Annotated in this window: 18 protein-coding genes and 1 riboswitch; of the genes, 16 read left to right on the top strand and 2 right to left on the bottom strand. The window is 36.2% G+C overall.

Annotation, left to right across the window (positions count from 1 at the left end):
- Window positions 1-62: 62 nt before the first annotated feature.
- From leuB to SJY24_RS23220, 15 genes are all read left to right on the top strand, one after another.
- Window positions 63-1,127, top strand: coding sequence for a 3-isopropylmalate dehydrogenase (gene leuB, locus SJY24_RS23290; protein WP_377866337.1), 1,065 nt, complete (start codon window positions 63-65; stop codon window positions 1,125-1,127).
- Window positions 1,127-2,521: a 3-isopropylmalate dehydratase large subunit gene (gene leuC, locus SJY24_RS23285; RefSeq protein WP_377866336.1), complete on the top strand. Its 1,395-nt coding sequence runs from the start codon at window positions 1,127-1,129 to the stop codon at window positions 2,519-2,521. The genes leuB and leuC overlap by 1 nt, the downstream gene beginning before the upstream one ends.
- On the top strand, window positions 2,499-3,080 hold the full coding sequence (leuD, locus tag SJY24_RS23280; protein WP_377866335.1) for a 3-isopropylmalate dehydratase small subunit: 582 nt from the start codon (window positions 2,499-2,501) through the stop codon (window positions 3,078-3,080). Before leuC ends, leuD begins: the two co-directional genes overlap by 23 nt.
- A 308-nt stretch (window positions 3,081-3,388) precedes the next feature.
- Window positions 3,389-4,651, top strand: a complete 1,263-nt coding sequence (gene hisZ / locus SJY24_RS23275; RefSeq protein ID WP_377866334.1) for an ATP phosphoribosyltransferase regulatory subunit — start codon at window positions 3,389-3,391, stop codon at window positions 4,649-4,651.
- Window positions 4,627-5,262: an ATP phosphoribosyltransferase gene (gene hisG / locus SJY24_RS23270; protein WP_097831795.1), complete on the top strand. Its 636-nt coding sequence runs from the start codon at window positions 4,627-4,629 to the stop codon at window positions 5,260-5,262. The genes hisZ and hisG overlap by 25 nt, the downstream gene beginning before the upstream one ends.
- Window positions 5,263-5,273: 11 nt before the next feature.
- Window positions 5,274-6,563, top strand: a complete 1,290-nt coding sequence (hisD, locus tag SJY24_RS23265) for a histidinol dehydrogenase (RefSeq protein ID WP_377866333.1) — start codon at window positions 5,274-5,276, stop codon at window positions 6,561-6,563.
- Window positions 6,563-7,147: an imidazoleglycerol-phosphate dehydratase HisB gene (gene hisB, locus SJY24_RS23260; RefSeq protein ID WP_377866332.1), complete on the top strand. Its 585-nt coding sequence runs from the start codon at window positions 6,563-6,565 to the stop codon at window positions 7,145-7,147. Before hisD ends, hisB begins: the two co-directional genes overlap by 1 nt.
- On the top strand, window positions 7,148-7,777 hold the full coding sequence (gene hisH / locus SJY24_RS23255; RefSeq protein WP_377866331.1) for an imidazole glycerol phosphate synthase subunit HisH: 630 nt from the start codon (window positions 7,148-7,150) through the stop codon (window positions 7,775-7,777). It abuts the gene before it with no gap.
- Window positions 7,750-8,469: a 1-(5-phosphoribosyl)-5-[(5-phosphoribosylamino)methylideneamino]imidazole-4-carboxamide isomerase gene (hisA, locus tag SJY24_RS23250; RefSeq protein ID WP_377866330.1), complete on the top strand. Its 720-nt coding sequence runs from the start codon at window positions 7,750-7,752 to the stop codon at window positions 8,467-8,469. Before hisH ends, hisA begins: the two co-directional genes overlap by 28 nt.
- Window positions 8,463-9,221, top strand: a complete 759-nt coding sequence (gene hisF, locus SJY24_RS23245) for an imidazoleglycerol phosphate synthase cyclase subunit (RefSeq protein ID WP_377866329.1) — start codon at window positions 8,463-8,465, stop codon at window positions 9,219-9,221. The genes hisA and hisF overlap by 7 nt, the downstream gene beginning before the upstream one ends.
- Entirely contained in the window at window positions 9,218-9,523 is a 306-nt protein-coding gene (gene hisI, locus SJY24_RS23240; RefSeq protein ID WP_377866328.1) for a phosphoribosyl-AMP cyclohydrolase, read from the top strand. The genes hisF and hisI overlap by 4 nt, the downstream gene beginning before the upstream one ends.
- A 10-nt stretch (window positions 9,524-9,533) precedes the next feature.
- The gene (gene hisE, locus SJY24_RS23235; protein WP_377866327.1) at window positions 9,534-9,857 is read left to right on the top strand and encodes a phosphoribosyl-ATP diphosphatase; all 324 of its coding nucleotides are present in this window, start codon (window positions 9,534-9,536) and stop codon (window positions 9,855-9,857) included.
- 13 nt (window positions 9,858-9,870) lie between these two features.
- Window positions 9,871-10,890 carry a histidinol phosphate phosphatase domain-containing protein gene (locus SJY24_RS23230; RefSeq protein WP_377866326.1) on the top strand — a complete coding sequence of 340 codons (1,020 nt, stop codon included), beginning with the start codon at window positions 9,871-9,873 and terminating at the stop codon, window positions 10,888-10,890.
- 68 nt (window positions 10,891-10,958) lie between these two features.
- The gene (locus tag SJY24_RS23225) at window positions 10,959-11,126 is read left to right on the top strand and encodes a YozQ family protein (protein ID WP_377866325.1); all 168 of its coding nucleotides are present in this window, start codon (window positions 10,959-10,961) and stop codon (window positions 11,124-11,126) included.
- A 144-nt stretch (window positions 11,127-11,270) separates the two neighbouring features.
- Complete coding sequence (locus SJY24_RS23220) at window positions 11,271-12,242, top strand: NAD(P)-dependent oxidoreductase (RefSeq protein WP_377866324.1); 972 nt, start codon at window positions 11,271-11,273, stop codon at window positions 12,240-12,242.
- Window positions 12,243-12,274: 32 nt separating this feature from the next.
- Here the strand turns inward: SJY24_RS23220 and pssA are convergent, their stop codons facing one another.
- Complete coding sequence (pssA, locus tag SJY24_RS23215; protein WP_044739224.1) at window positions 12,275-12,976, bottom strand: CDP-diacylglycerol--serine O-phosphatidyltransferase; 702 nt, start codon at window positions 12,974-12,976, stop codon at window positions 12,275-12,277.
- Window positions 12,977-13,158: 182 nt separating this feature from the next.
- On the bottom strand, window positions 13,159-15,045 hold the full coding sequence (locus SJY24_RS23210) for an LTA synthase family protein (RefSeq protein WP_377866323.1): 1,887 nt from the start codon (window positions 15,043-15,045) through the stop codon (window positions 13,159-13,161).
- 253 nt (window positions 15,046-15,298) lie between these two features.
- Between SJY24_RS23210 and SJY24_RS23205 the strand changes: the two genes are divergently transcribed.
- Window positions 15,299-15,694, top strand: a complete 396-nt coding sequence (locus SJY24_RS23205) for a DUF3888 domain-containing protein (RefSeq protein ID WP_001228834.1) — start codon at window positions 15,299-15,301, stop codon at window positions 15,692-15,694.
- Between the two features lie 89 nt (window positions 15,695-15,783).
- Window positions 15,784-15,965: riboswitch (Lysine riboswitch) on the top strand.
- The last annotated feature ends 86 nt before the right edge of the window (window positions 15,966-16,051 follow it).

The following is a 16,051-nucleotide window of genomic DNA, read 5'->3' as shown; positions in this document are numbered from 1 at the left end:
AGGAGAACTTTCCTCACTTATCAAATTAAAGTTCTGAAAATTCAGTTAAAGGAGTGTTTAAGTTGGAAAAACGTATTGTTTGTTTAGCGGGTGATGGTGTTGGTCCGGAAATTATGGAAAGTGCGAAGGAAGTATTGCATATGGTAGAAAGGCTATATGGACATCATTTTCATTTACAAGATGAGTACTTTGGCGGGAGTGCTATCGACTTAACTGGGCAACCATTACCACAGCGAACACTTGCCGCTTGTTTAGCAAGTGATGCGGTTTTACTTGGAGCGGTTGGTGGTCCACGGTGGGATGGTGCGAAAGAAAGGCCAGAGAAAGGATTATTAGCTTTAAGAAAAGGACTTGGTGTATTTGCGAATGTTCGACCTGTAACGGTAGAAAGCGCAACTGCACATTTATCGCCATTAAAAAACGCTGGTGAAATTGATTTCGTTGTTGTTCGTGAATTAACAGGCGGTATTTATTTTTCTTATCCGAAAGAACGAACGGATGAAGTAGCAACCGATACACTTACGTATCATCGTCATGAAATTGAACGTATCGTTTCGTATGCTTTTCAATTAGCGAGCAAACGGAAGAAAAAAGTTACATCTATTGATAAGGCGAATGTTTTAGAGTCTAGTAAACTATGGAGAACTGTTACGGAAGAAGTAGCTCTTCGCTATCCAAATGTTGAGTTAGAGCATATTTTAGTCGATGCAGCCGCTATGGAATTAATTCGTAATCCAGGTCGATTTGACGTTATCGTAACAGAAAATTTATTTGGTGATATTTTAAGTGATGAGGCTTCTGTATTAGCAGGATCGCTAGGAATGCTTCCATCAGCAAGCCATGCGGAAAATGGTCCTTCATTATATGAGCCTATTCACGGATCAGCACCGGATATAGCGGGGAGAAATAAGGCGAACCCAATTGCAATGATGCGTTCTGTTGCAATGATGCTTGGGCAATCATTTGGATTAACGAGAGAAGGGTATGCGATTGAATCCGCAATATCTGCAGTTCTTCAATCTGGGAAATATACAGCAGATATTGGGGGAGATGAGACGACAACTTCATTTACGAAGGCAGTTATTCAAGAGATGGAAGAGCAAGCACTAGTAGGGAGAGGACGATAATGGGAAAAAGATTATTAGATAAGCTTTGGGAGAGACATGTAGTTGCGACAAACGAAAATGGATTGGATTTATTATATATCGATCTTCATCTCGTTCATGAAGTAACGTCACCGCAAGCCTTTGAAGGCTTGCGGCTTACAAATAGAACTGTTCGGAGACCAGAATTAACATTTGCAACGATGGATCATAATATTCCAACGAAAGATGTCTGGAATATTACCGATCGTATTGCGAAGCAGCAATTGGATACACTTCGTGAGAACTGCAAACAATTTCAAGTGTCATTAGCTGATATTGGTGATGAAGAACAAGGGATTGTTCATGTTATCGGACCAGAACTTGGACTTACGCAGCCAGGAAAAACGATTGTTTGCGGTGATAGTCATACAGCAACCCACGGTGCTTTCGGAGCGCTAGCATTTGGTATTGGTACGAGTGAAGTGGAACATGTATTGGCAACTCAAACGTTATGGCAACGAAAGCCGAAAGCGATGGGTATTGAATTAAAAGGAAAGTTACAGAAAGGTGTTTATGCAAAAGATATTATTTTACATCTCCTTTCAAAGTACGGCGTAGCAGTTGGAACAGGATACGTAATGGAATTTTACGGTGAGACGATTCATGCTATGGAAATGGAAGAGCGAATGACACTTTGTAATATGGCAATTGAAGGAGGGGCAAAGGCTGGTATTATTGCACCAGATGAAAAAACACTTTCTTATGTAAAAGGGCGTAAATATGCACCGAAAGACTATGGAACTTTTACGGAAAAATGGTCGGAGCTTTATACAGATTCAGATGCAATTTATGATTTACATATTTCGATAGATGTTACGGATTTAGCACCGTATGTCACTTGGGGAACAAATCCTAGTATGGGTGTTCGCATTGATGAAAAATTACCAGAAAAGCATGATGAAAATGATGAAAGAGCATTTTCATATATGGGATTGAGTCCTGGACAAAGCACTTTTGAAATTCCAGTTCAGCATGTTTTCATTGGATCTTGTACAAATTCCAGGCTCTCTGATTTAGAAATTGCCGCATCTGTTGTAAAAGGGAAAAAGGTAAAAGATGGTGTGCGAGCCCTCGTTGTTCCTGGATCTAAAAAGGTAAGAGAAGCAGCAATGCAAAAAGGATTACATCGCATATTTGAAGAAGCGGGGTTTGAATGGAGAGAGCCTGGATGTTCAATGTGTCTTGGAATGAATCCGGATCAAGTGCCGGAAGGAGAACATTGTGCATCTACTTCAAATCGTAACTTTGAAGGAAGACAAGGAAAAGGAGCAAGAACGCATTTAGTTAGCCCAGCAATGGCAGCAGCGGCTGCGTTATATGGGCATTTTGTTGATATTAGAAAGGAGAGTTACGATGGAGCCATTTCGTATTCATAAAGGTACTGCCGCAGTACTTATGAATGATAACATTGATACAGATCAAATTATTCCGAAGCAATACTTAAAGAGAATTGAAAGGACGGGATTTGGAAAGTATTTATTTGATGAGTGGCGTTATGATAATGAGCGCCATGAAAATCCTAATTTTCCCCTTAATGCACAAGAACGAAAAGGAGCAAGTATATTAATTACAGGTAATAATTTTGGATGTGGTTCTTCAAGAGAACATGCTCCGTGGGCACTTGCTGATTATGGTTTCCGCGTTATTATCGCCGGAGGATTTGCAGATATTTTTTATATGAATTGTATGAAGAATGGTATGTTACCGATTGTAATGGATAAAGAAACTCGTGAACAACTTGCCAAAACGAATGCGAGAGATCAAATGGAAGTCGATTTAGAGAATGAAGTAATTACTACGAATATGCACAGGTTTCATTTTACAATCGAGAAAATGTGGAAAGAAAAATTATTAAATGGTCTAGACGAAATTAGTATTACGATGCAATATGAACAAAAAATTGGAGAGTATGAAAGGAAAGTAGCTTTACATTAAGAAATAACGGAATTTTTAAAATGTATTTACATTCAGAATTAAGTATTATATACTATGTAAAAATCAGAGGAGAAAGGGAGTAAGTATTATGAATACAATACAATCTATTAACATGCTTACACAACTACATCATCATACATAAAACCCTTGAACCTAGCGTGAAAACGTGTAGGTACAAGGGTTATTCCCGTTGTACCTACACTCTACTAAAGAGCCTTGTAGGTATTTTGTCTACAAGGCTCTTTTTATTTTCGGTTTAGGTGAATGAAATAGGCATACATTAGAAAGGGAAAGGTGTGAGAATTTAGATGACAAAATGGAAACGGGCGAACCCAAATGGAACGAGGGACTATTTATTCGAAGAATGTACGTTAATTGAAGAAGTAGAACAAAAATTAAGGCGTACTTTTTTAGAGCGAGGTTATGAAGAAATAAGGACACCGACAATAGAATTTTATGATGTTTTTGCATTTCAAAACAGGCCGATAGATGAGGAAAAGATGTATAAATTTTTTGATGAAAAAGGACGGATTATCGTGTTACGCCCAGATATGACAATTCCTTTAGCGAGAGTGATGGGAACACAGAGGTGGGATACTCCGCTTAAACTGACGTATAGCGGGAATGTATTTCGGGCGAATGAGTCCCATTCTGGAAAATATAATGAAATCGTACAAAGTGGTATTGAAATTATCGGGATTGATAATGTAAGAGCTGAAATTGAATGCGTAATAAGTGTTATTCAGGCACTTCAAAAGTTAAAGGTGCAATCTTTTACAATTGAGATTGGGCAAGTACAGTTATATAAATGTATTGTAAAAAAACTCTCCATTCGTGATGAAGAAGAGAGTGTGCTTAGAACATATATTGAAAGTAAAAATTATGCTGCTCTATCAAATTTTATTAGAGAAAAGAAATTAGATCGATGTGATGAAACAGTAAGATTACTTGAGAAATTGCCAAGGCTATTTGGAAATTTAGAAGTTATTGAGGAAGCAGAAAAACTCGCCTCAAGTAATGAAATGAAAATGGCGATTGCCAGAGTGAAAGAAATATATAAAGCAATTGAAAAACTAGGCTATGGATCTTACATCTCAATTGATTTAGGTATGATTCAACATTTGGATTATTATACAGGTGTTATTTTCAAAGGGTATATATATGAAATTGGAGAAGAAATTGTTAGTGGAGGAAGATATGATGAGTTAATTGGGAATTTTGGAGAGATGCTGCCGGCTGTTGGACTCGCGGTGCAAGTCAATCAAATTGTGAAGGCGCTGCAAGAGCAGCAAGAACCATATGAACGAAAGAAAATAGATATTATGATTCATTATGAGTTAAATAGATTAACAGAAGCGGAAAGATTACGAAATTTACTTCAAAAGGACGGGAAAAAAGTAGAGCTATCTTTATTCTCTAATTTAAACGACACCTTTCAATTTGCCAGAAAAAATAAAATAGTAACGGTCGTAGAGGCAAAGAACGAATCATTAGTGGAATATGTATGGAAAGAGAAATGGGTATTCCAGAAAGAAGGAGAAACTTCATGCGTAACATTCAAATTGCGTTAACGAAAGGAAGATTAGAGAAGCATGTGATTCCATTGTTTGAGCAGATCGGAATTGATTGCTCGGAGCTCAAAAATAAAGGACGAAAGCTTGTCTTTCAAAGTAGAAATACAGATATCTCATTTATTTTAGTGAAAGCAGTAGATGTTGCTACTTATGTAGAACATGGAGTAGCTGATATTGGGGTCGTTGGAAAAGATATTTTAATGGAAAACGAGAAAGATATTTATGAAATGTTGGATTTAGGAGTAGGCGTGTGTAAGTTTTGTGTTGCTTCTATTCCTACTTATAATCCGAAGAGTTACCGGAAGAAACGCATTGCTACGAAATATCCACATATTACTTCTAACTATTTTCATGATAAAGGGGAGGATGTAGAGATTATAAAAATAGAAGGTTCTGTAGAAATCGCTCCTATTCTTGGATTGGCAGATGCGATTGTTGATATTGTTGAAACAGGAAAAACATTACAAGAAAATGGACTCATTGTATTTGAGGAAATGTGTTCTATATCTGCTCGAATGATTGTAAATAAGGCTGCATTAAAAACTAAAAAAGACGAAATATTCAGTATTATAAATATGATGGAGCAAGAAATTTTGTCAGGAAAATAGGGGGACTTGTAATGGAGATAGTTTGTGAAGATTTTCAAAAGGCGTTATCGAAAATAAAATTGCTACGTGAAAACGCTAATATAATAGAAGAAACTGTTCAAAGAAGTGTAAGCGAAATCGTTCAAAATGTAAGGGAGAGTAAAGATGAGGCTGTATCTTTCTATACAAAAAAGTTCGATGGTGTGGAGGTTAAAGAGTTTCGTGTAAGTGAGGAAGAAATAAAACAAGCGAGTAGGTTTGTAGAGAATTCATTTTTAGATGCGTTAAAAGAGGCAAAGAAAAATATTATCTCGTATCATGAAAAGCAAAAAAGACAATCGATGTTCGATTGCGCGAGTGAGGGCATCATTAGAGGACAAATCATTAGGCCTTTAGAAAATGTAGGTGTATATGTGCCAGGCGGAACGGCTTCGTACCCTTCGTCAGTATTAATGAATGTATTGCCAGCAAAACTCGCAGGTGTGAAAAAAATTGTAATGGTGACGCCGCCGAATCAAGGAGGAATTGATCCACATATATTAGCTGCTGCAAGCCTTGCAGGAGTAGATGAAATTTATGCGATAGGTGGTGCGCAAGCAATTGCTGCTTTAGCATACGGGACGGAATCGATTCCGAAAGTGGATAAAATAGTTGGACCAGGAAATTTGTACGTCGCTCTAGCGAAAAGAGAAGTATACGGAATAGTAAATATCGATATGATTGCTGGACCATCAGAAATTGTAGTTATCGCTGATGAAACAGGAAATGCAAAATATATTGCTGCTGATTTATTATCACAAGCAGAGCATGACGTAAGGGCTACAGCAATTTGCATTACAACGAGTATAGAGTTAGCGAAAGAAGTAGAAAGGGAGATAGAAAGACAGCTAGCGACATTACCAAGAAGTGAAATCGCACGTGAATCGATAAATAGAAATGGAGCCATCTTTATCGTTCCTTCTTTAGATGAGGCACTAAAGTTATCGAATGAAATCGCTCCAGAACATTTAGAGTTACATATAAAAGAGCCGATGAATACTCTAGCGTATGTGAAACATGCAGGATCTATCTTTCTTGGACCATATGCACCGGAACCGCTCGGTGATTATTTAGCAGGGCCGAATCATGTGTTACCGACAAGTGGAACGGCAAGGTTTTTCTCACCGTTATCAGTCGATGATTTCGTGAAAAAATCAAGCTTTCTATCTTATACGGAGGAAGCGTTAAGAGATGTACAACATCATATTGTAGAACTAGCAAATAAAGAAGGGTTACATGCGCATGCGAGAGCAATTCAAATAAGGTTTGAGGAGGAAGAATAATGCGTGAGTCTAGTCAAATACGTGAAACGACAGAAACAAAAATAAAATTAAGTTTGCAGCTCGATGAAAGCAAGAATGTTTCTGTGCAAACGGGAGTTGGATTTTTTGATCATATGTTAACTTTATTTGCAAGGCATGGAAGATTCGGTTTGCAAGTGGAGGCGGAAGGCGATGTATTCGTTGATGCGCATCATACAGTTGAAGATGTTGGAATTGTACTCGGAAATTGCTTGAAAGAAGCATTGCAAAATAAAGAGGGTATTAACAGATACGGCTCAGCATATGTACCAATGGATGAGTCTTTAGGTTTTGTCGCAATTGATATAAGCGGACGCTCGTATATTGTATTTCAAGGAGAATTAACAAATCCAAAGCTAGGAAATTTTGACACAGAATTAACGGAAGAATTTTTTAGAGCAGTTGCTCATGCTGCCAATATTACATTACATGCTCGCATTTTATACGGAACCAATACACATCACAAAATTGAAGCATTATTTAAAGCGTTTGGTAGAGCACTTAGAGAAGCAGTCGAAAGAAATGCCAACATTACTGGTGTAAATTCAACGAAAGGGATGTTGTAATTGATTGCTATTATAGATTATGGAATCGGGAATATTCGCAGTGTGGAACAAGCATTAAAATATATTGGAGCAGAGCACATCGTAACGGATGATAAAGAAAAAATATTGAGAAGTGATGGCGTTATTTTACCGGGAGTAGGCGCATTTCCGAAAGCAATGGACGTTTTAGAAGAAAAAGATTTAGTATGTGTGCTAAAAGAATTTGGGAGTTCAGGAAAACCACTTTTGGGCATTTGCTTAGGAATGCAGCTTTTATTTGAAAAAAGTGAGGAACTACAAGACTGTAACGGATTAAATTTATTGCCAGGTGTCATTAGAAAGTTAAAAGTTTCTTATAAAATTCCACATATGGGGTGGAATGACTTAAAGAAAGATGGAGAAATATCGCTTTGGAATGGAGTAGAGGACGGTTCTTTCGTATACTATGTCCACTCTTATTATGCAGATTGTCCAAATGAAATTGTGTATGGGGTAAGTGAGTATGGAGTGCAAGTACCTGGTTTTGTAGCAAAAGGAAATATATACGGCGTACAGTTTCATCCTGAAAAAAGTGGTGACATTGGAATGCAAATGTTGAAAAATTTCAAAGGGGTGGTAGAAGCATGGAAATCTTCCCAGCTATCGATTTAAAAGAAGGTCGATGCGTTAGACTTTATCAAGGGGAATTTAGTAAAGAAACAGTAATGAATGAAGACCCGGTTGCGCAAGCGATCATATTTGAAAAGTTTGGAGCGAAAATACTACACATTGTTGATTTAGATGGTGCAATTGCTGGGGAGTCAGTAAATTTGCCCGTAATTGAAAGGATATGCAGGGCGGTACGTATTCCTGTGCAAGTTGGAGGAGGAGTTCGATCACTTGCGGCAGTAGAGAAGTTATTGTTAGTCGGCGTAGAAAAAGTAATTTTAGGAACAGCTGCTCTTTATGATAAGGCATTTTTAGAAGAAGCAGTTCGTCTATACAAAGAGAAAATCATAGTTGGAATTGACGCAAAAAATGGTTTTGTAGCAACGAGAGGCTGGCTTGATGTGTCTGAAATTTCTTACATTTATTTAGCGAAGCAAATGGAGAATGTAGGTGTTCAAACGATTGTGTTTACAGACATTTCGAAAGACGGGACACTTGCAGGGCCGAATTTTGAGCAATTGGAGTTATTACAAAAAAGCGTAGGCATTCGTCTCATTGCTTCTGGAGGAGTGGCATCTATTCAAGATGTGAAAAAATTAAATGATATGAATATATACGGTGTCATAATTGGGAAGGCGCTTTACGAGAAAACGATTGATTTAGAAGAAGTGCTAGAGGTAACAAAGTTATGTTAGCGAAACGCATTATTCCATGTCTAGATGTGAAAGAGGGGCGAGTCGTAAAGGGTGTAAACTTTATAGGGTTACAAGACGTCGGTGATCCTGTTGAAATAGCTGCTTTATATAATGATGCGGGAGCAGATGAAATTGTATTTTTAGATATTACTGCGACACATGAAGGACGAAAAACGATAATAGATGTTGTAGAAAAAACAGCTTCAAAAGTATTTATTCCGCTCACAGTTGGCGGAGGGATTTCAAGTGTTAAAGATATGTACAATTTACTAAGAGCTGGAGCAGATAAAGTTTCAATCAACTCAGCGGCAGTGCGAAATCCAAAGCTAATCAAAGAAGGGGCAGAACACTTTGGCTCACAATGTATTGTCGTCGCAATTGATGCTAGAAAAGTAGCAGAGGATAAGTGGAATGTATATGTGAACGGTGGAAGAGTTGATACGGGAATGAATTCAATCGAATGGGCGAAGCGCGTTACCCAGCTAGGGGCAGGAGAAATTTTACTGACGAGTATGGATGCAGATGGAACAAAAAATGGATATGATCTTCGGTTAACAGAAGCAATTTCAAAAAGTGTTTCCGTCCCAGTTATCGCATCTGGAGGATGTGGTCATACGGATCACATTATAGAAGTCTTTCAAAAGACAACTGTTGACGCAGCGTTAGCAGCATCAATCTTTCATTATGGTGAGGCAACTGTACAGGGTGTGAAGAGGAAATTAAGAGAAGCAAACGTTGAGGTGCGGTTATGAAACCTAACTTTTCAAAAGGGTTGATACCAGCTGTTGTTATCGAGGAAGATACGAAAGAAGTTTTAATGCTAGCTTATATGAATAAAGAAGCGTATGAAAGAACGCTAGAAACGAAAAAAACATGGTTTTATTCCCGCTCGAGACAATCGTTATGGAATAAAGGAGAAACATCAGGTAATGTCCAATATGTTCAGTCACTTTATTTAGACTGTGATCAAGATTCAATCGTTGTTGTCGTAAAGCAAATAGGGCCTGCTTGCCATACGGGAGAAAAAACGTGTTTTCACTATAAAATTATATAGGGGGGTACATATGGAAGATATCCTTAAGTTATTATTTGAAACAATTGAAGAACGAAAGAAAAATCCACTCTCTGAATCATATACGAATTATTTATTTTCAAAAGGTGAAGATAAAATTTTAAAGAAAATTGGTGAGGAGTGCACCGAAGTAATTATCGCGTCTAAAAATAATGATAAAGAAGAACTAGTAAAAGAAATGGTTGATGTGTTCTATCACTGTTTTGTTCTATTAGCTGAAAAAAATATTCCATTAGAAGATGTCATGCAAGAAGTGAAAGAAAGAAATGGAAAGCTTTCGAGAGTAGGAGATCGAAAAGAAATAGATACATTATAAGGAGGGAATATGGATGAAAGTGGACTATCACCTTCATTTAGAAGAAGGGCCTTATTCAATAGGCTGGCTTGCTAAAATAAATGATGCACTACAATATTATGAACCGCTTAAAGAAGATAAACATTCAATAGGCTGGCTTATGAAAACACAAGAACGCCTGCAAAAACGTGTGAAGGAAGGCCCATTTACAGCGAAATGGATTGATTTATATTTAGAAGAGGCGTTGCGAAAAGGGATAAAAGAAGTTGGCATTGTCGATCATTTATATCGTTTTCACGAGGCGAAAGGATATTATGAAAAATATGTAGATATTAGTGATTCAAAACTCGGTCGTTTACAGAAGGAATGGCTAGACCAAGTAAGAGTAACGTCTCTTTATGATTTTACAAAGGCGATTGAAGAGGCAAAAGAACGATGGAGTAAACGAGGGGTAATGCTCAAACTTGGAATTGAAGCGGATTATTTTATCGGCGGCGAACAAGAGCTAAAAGAGTTACTAGCATTAGGAGACTTTGATTATGTAATCGGTTCAGTCCATTTTATAGAGGGATGGGGATTTGATAATCCAGATACGAAAGAATATTTTGGTAAGCATGAGTTACATACTTTATATCATACGTTTTTCGCTACAGTTGAAAGTGCTGTTCGTTCTGAGCTATTTGATATAATAGCTCATCTTGATAACATAAAAGTATTTAATTACCGGTTAGATGAGAATGAACAGCTTTCTTATTATAAGGAAATTGCGCGTGCGTTAGTAGAAACGAATACCGCAACAGAAATAAATGCAGGATTGTATTATCGCTATCCTGTGCGTGAAATGTGTCCAAGTCCGCTTTATTTACAAGTATTAGCTAACCATGGAGTTCCGATTACTCTCTCCTCAGATGCTCATTATCCGAATGATTTAGGAAAATATGTGGAAGAAAATATAAAGACATTACGCAATCATGATATTTCTCACGTAGCTACATTTACGAAACGAGTAAGAACGATGAGATTGCTTGAAGAAGAAGTAACAATTTCAAAATGAACCGCGATTTTTTGATGAAAATCACCCTTTTTGTTCAAAATAAGAAAGAATAAAAAGGAGGGTAAGAAATGGCGAAACAACAAAATAAACAAAATGTACAAGGTGCACAGCAACAAGCTTATACATCTGATACGAACGCTGCATCTCAATCTGTTATTGAGGAGCAAATTAGCGATACGGTTGCAGAGGGAACAATTGATGTGAAGCTTGGAAAAGAATCGCAAGAAAAAGCGTAAAAAGAGGGGAGACTTGCATCTCCTCTTTTTTAATGGAAAAGTGTCGATTTTCAAAACTATAATCAAATTCCTTGGTTTTTATATGTGGATTTCTTACAATGAAATATAAGAGATATCTTATTTTGTATAGAAGAGGTGTTAGTGGTGGCGAAAATATTAGTAGCAGGAAAAATTCCAGCAATCGGATTAGAACTATTAAAGGGTCATGATGTAGAAATGTATGATAAAGAAGAATTGATTTCTTTAGATGAATTAACAGAGCGTGTAAAAGATAAAGATGCATTGTTAAGCTTACTTTCTACAAAGGTGACGAAAGAAGTTATTGATGCGGCACCTCATTTAAAGATTATTGCAAACTACGGTGCTGGTTACGATAATATTGATTTCACTTATGCAGGAGAAAAAGGAATTGCGGTAACGAATACACCGAAAGTATCAACTGAAGCGACAGCAGAATTAACATTTGCACTTCTTTTAGCAGCTGCACGTAGAGTTCCTGAAGGTGATACGTTATGTCGTACAACTGGATTTAACGGATGGGCACCATTATTCTTCTTGGGCCGCGAAGTACACGGTAAGACAATCGGAATTATTGGCCTTGGAGAAATCGGGAAGGCAGTTGCAAAGCGTGCGAAAGCATTTGGAATGAATGTTTTATATACAGGACCAAATCGAAAGCCTGAAGCTGAAAGTGAACTGGAAGCAACATACGTAACGTTGGAAGAATTATTGCAAACAGCGGACTTTATTACAATTAACTGTGCGTATAATCCGAAATTACATCATATGATTGATGAAGAACAGTTTAAAATGATGAAGAAAACAGCATATATTATAAATGCTTCACGTGGACCAATTATGCATGAATCAGCACTTGCTCATGCACTAAAAACGAATGAAATTGAAGGTGCAGCTCTTGACGTATTTGAATTTGAACCGAAAATTACAGAAGAGCTAAAAGGATTAAAGAATGTAGTACTTGCTCCTCACGTAGGAAATGCAACATTCGAAACTCGTGATGCGATGGCTGAAATGGCAGTGAGAAATATTTTAGCTGTATTAAACGATGAAGAACCTGTAACACCTGTAAATCAAAAATTATTAGTTACAAAATAAAAAGAAACCTTCCGTATTCGGAAGGTTTCTTTTTATTTTTCTTTATTCGCTTTTTTAGACGGTCTTTGTCTAATGAATTGAGATAGCATATACAAAATATATAGTGGAATAGCAATGAATAAGAAAACAGAAAAATTACCGAACCCTGTTTGGTACATTGTGATAATGATCCCAATTAAAAATAATGTAATAATTATGCTATATCGTGGAATTGGTACATCTTTTAAACTTGGGATACGAATACGACTCACCATTAAAAATGCGAACGTTACAAATACTGTAATAAGAACGATTTTTGGAATGGTATGTGAAAATAATGTTAGGAAAGCGACAAGCCCTCCTGCTGCAGTAATCGGAACTCCAGTGAAATATTTCATAGAAGTAGATGATGGTGTTACATTAAATCGTGCTAAGCGATATGCTCCGAACAGTGGGAATAATCCCGCTATGTATAGTCCAATGATGCCATAGTTGGAGAAAGATGTGTAATACATTAACACAGCAGGTGCCGCGCCAAACGTTACAACATCTGCGAGTGAATCAAGCTCTTTTCCCATTTGTGAATCAACGCGTAATAAACGAGCAACACGACCGTCAAGACTATCTAACATCATCCCGATAAGTACTAAAATAGCAGCTGATTTATAATATCCTAAAGATGCATAGCCGATTGACAAAAATCCGCTATATAAATTTCCGAGCGTAAATAAGTTTGGAATAGCTGCTCTATACAAAATCTGATCCCTTGCTTTCTGTAATAAATTCTTAATTAGTGTATGAAAGTTTACTTATTTTATCATACCATAAATTTCTTCCTCATACGAAAGAAATTCCCAATTTGTGAAAGATTGTATAGAAGAGAAATTTGAAAAAAAAGTAAAAAAAGGAAGCAACTTTTGTAAAGTTGCTTCCTAAACTATTCAAATTTTGTTGTCATCGTTCCGGTTTTATATCGATTGTTAGGATCAAATCGTAATAAATCTCCATAAATGAGTTTGTCGGATAATTTTAATTCTGTTTTTGCTTTTTCAATATAAGGCTGACATAGTGTTAAATCAGCTTCTTCACCTGTGCTTCTTTTATAGCACATATTTTTTGTATAAACATAATCTTCCGAAACAAAACTGCCGTCCCGCATTACCATAAGAGGGTCCTTTTCTTTCGTAAATAAGTCTGTTCCAAATTCTACGGATTGATTTGTTTTAATACCAAGTAAATGAAGTAACGTTGGTTTAATATCAATTTGACCAGATACTTTAGAGATGACTTTTCCTTCTTGGCCAGGCACATGAATAATGAGAGGGACGCGTTGTAATTGCATAGAATCAAACGGTGTAATAGCGTCTTTCCCAAGGAACTGAGCCATAGCTGCATTATGGTTTTCAGAAATGCCGTAATGATCACCATAAATGACAATAATGGAATTATCATACAGTCCTTCGTCTTTCAATTGTTTAATAAATAATTGAAGAGCTTCATCCGTGTAACGAACGGTTGGGAAGTAGCGATTTAAAACACCACTTTCGGAATTAAATTCATCAACATATTGATCTTCTGGATTTAGAAGAAATGGAAAATGGTTTGTTAACGTAATAAATTTCGTATAGAACGGTTGTGGTAAAGATTTTAACTTTGGAATAGATTGCTCAAAGAACTCTTTATCTTTTAATCCCCAACCTACAGACATTTGTTCCGTTCCTACGTAATCATTTAAATTAAAGTAACGATCATATCCAAGCGCAGGATACATTACATCACGATTCCAAAACGTTTTATCGTTTGAATGGAAGACAGCAGAAGAATATCCGTATTTCTTTAATTGTTCTGGTGTGGCAGTGTATTCATTTGTTGCATGAGTAAAGAATACAGAACCACGGTCTAACGGATAAAGGGAATTTTCAACGATAAATTCAGCATCAGAAGTTTTACCTTGTCCCGTTTGATGATAGAAGTTATCGAAATAAAAACTATCTTTAATAAACTCATTTAAAAATGGAGTAATCTCTTTTCCATTTATTTTTTTGTTAATAACAAAACTTTGTGTAGATTCCATTGAAATTAAAATTACATTTTTACCCTTTGCAGCTCCAAATAAGTTTTTATCAACTTGTTTATCTTTTGAGTCTGTATAGTTTTTAATTTCAGAGAACCCGTCTCCACTTGCAAATACACGCTCAGCTGAAGACTTAGATTGAAGTGTAATATCAAATAGATGATATGTGTATAACCCTAAATTTTTCACGACAGTTTGACGATCAAATGAGCGTGAGAACATTTGTGGTTTATATATAACTGAAACAACAATTTGTAGTGCTAATAATGCTGTTACACCGCTAAAGAAAGTTCGCTTCTCAGAGCGAGAAAGTGGTGTTTTATCACCAAATGATGGGAATTTACGCGAAATAAACATTAAAATAATTGCGTCTGCAAATAAAAGTAATGTTTTATACGTAAAGAGTTCTTTTATACTTGTCCCTAAGTCAGCCATATTATTTGTTTGGAATAAAACAGGGAAAGTAACAAAATCGTTATAGAACCCGTAAAACATTGCATTTCCAAATAAAATAAATGACAGTATAAAACTAATTACAATAATAATTCGGTTTCGGTACTTAGATGCAAGTAAAGCGAAACCAAAGAATAAAAGTAACGAAGCTAGTGGGTTAATAAAAAGCATAAATTCTTCAAAGAAGTTATCAATTCTAATATCAAATGCTAGCTTGTACACAATATATGTTTTTATCCATAATAAAACGACTGCAACTAGTGCAAATCGCAGTTTTGGAAACAGATTTTGTAGCATAATATACTCCTCTCCTAAAAGCATGACAGTTCTTGTGAGCCGATTCGATTAGCGCCTCATTTTATATATACGAACAGTCCTTTGTTATTATGTTTATTATACTATGAGTATCATTATACGAAAATAAAAGAGAGTTGTGGGCTTTTTTATAATAATTGAGTAGAAAAAGGGCAGTGGGAGACAATAAAACGGAGTTTCTATGTATGATAATTATCGTGCGCAGAAAGAATCGAGTAATAAAAGGGAGGTTATAATGCGAAAATTATTATATTTTATAGTATGCAGTAGTGTTATACTTTTTGCTTCACCGAGTGTGTCGGTAGCACAATATGATGCACCTCTTATGGAAGATGCCCTTTATTCTGTTTTATTTCCGAAAATAAATAAAGCAATTGAAAAACAATATGGGAGCTTGAAGCCTTATCAATGTCCTAAAATTATTAGTTTAAAAAAAGTGTATAGTGGTACATATTTATTTCAAGCGAGTATTGAAGTAACGAAGTATGAACGTGTTGCTGGGAAAATTGCTCCACCATTTGAGAAGGTAACGATTACATTTAATAACGAAGAGGGCGAATGGGAAGTGACAAAGGTTTCAGTAAAGCGCTTACCAAATGATACAAAATTAAACTGTAAAAAAACAATATAAAAAATTGTTTGACAAATAAAATGGTCCTTTGGTATTGTTAATAGCAACAATTAGATGTTTGAAAATTAAATAGACTTACCTCATCTACTCTCAAAGGTAGAGGCCGCAATAGGAAAGAGTAAGCTATGGGAGATTTAATGGAATCTGTGATCATAGGTTGAAAGGGACTATTGCCGAAATATAAGAATAACCATCTTATTCATATATTGGGACTGCATTGAATAAATGTAGTACTGTCATAAGATTTATTTTATGGAGAGCTATTTGGAGATGTTGATGCGGTTTCTTATTTTGAGGAGATAACAACTCGTTTATTTTTTCAATATATATTTTTCCTAATAAGAAACGCGTGTGAAC

This window comes from Bacillus sp. R86525, from assembly GCF_042466195.1.
Classification (GTDB): domain Bacteria; phylum Bacillota; class Bacilli; order Bacillales; family Bacillaceae_G; genus Bacillus_A; species Bacillus_A nitratireducens.
This window is presented reverse-complemented; position numbering and strand designations above follow the sequence as displayed.

Coding starts and splice junctions, on each gene's coding strand:
- hisG (WP_097831795.1), top strand. CDS start 4,627: ATGCGTAACATTCAAATTGCGTTAACGAAAGGAAGATTAGAGAAGCAT.
- hisE (WP_377866327.1), top strand. CDS start 9,534: ATGGAAGATATCCTTAAGTTATTATTTGAAACAATTGAAGAACGAAAG.
- hisA (WP_377866330.1), top strand. CDS start 7,750: ATGGAAATCTTCCCAGCTATCGATTTAAAAGAAGGTCGATGCGTTAGA.
- SJY24_RS23230 (WP_377866326.1), top strand. CDS start 9,871: ATGAAAGTGGACTATCACCTTCATTTAGAAGAAGGGCCTTATTCAATA.
- hisZ (WP_377866334.1), top strand. CDS start 3,389: ATGACAAAATGGAAACGGGCGAACCCAAATGGAACGAGGGACTATTTA.
- hisF (WP_377866329.1), top strand. CDS start 8,463: ATGTTAGCGAAACGCATTATTCCATGTCTAGATGTGAAAGAGGGGCGA.
- leuC (WP_377866336.1), top strand. CDS start 1,127: ATGGGAAAAAGATTATTAGATAAGCTTTGGGAGAGACATGTAGTTGCG.
- SJY24_RS23210 (WP_377866323.1), bottom strand. CDS start 15,045: ATGCTACAAAATCTGTTTCCAAAACTGCGATTTGCACTAGTTGCAGTC.
- SJY24_RS23205 (WP_001228834.1), top strand. CDS start 15,299: ATGCGAAAATTATTATATTTTATAGTATGCAGTAGTGTTATACTTTTT.
- hisD (WP_377866333.1), top strand. CDS start 5,274: ATGGAGATAGTTTGTGAAGATTTTCAAAAGGCGTTATCGAAAATAAAA.
- hisB (WP_377866332.1), top strand. CDS start 6,563: ATGCGTGAGTCTAGTCAAATACGTGAAACGACAGAAACAAAAATAAAA.
- hisI (WP_377866328.1), top strand. CDS start 9,218: ATGAAACCTAACTTTTCAAAAGGGTTGATACCAGCTGTTGTTATCGAG.
- leuD (WP_377866335.1), top strand. CDS start 2,499: ATGGAGCCATTTCGTATTCATAAAGGTACTGCCGCAGTACTTATGAAT.
- SJY24_RS23225 (WP_377866325.1), top strand. CDS start 10,959: ATGGCGAAACAACAAAATAAACAAAATGTACAAGGTGCACAGCAACAA.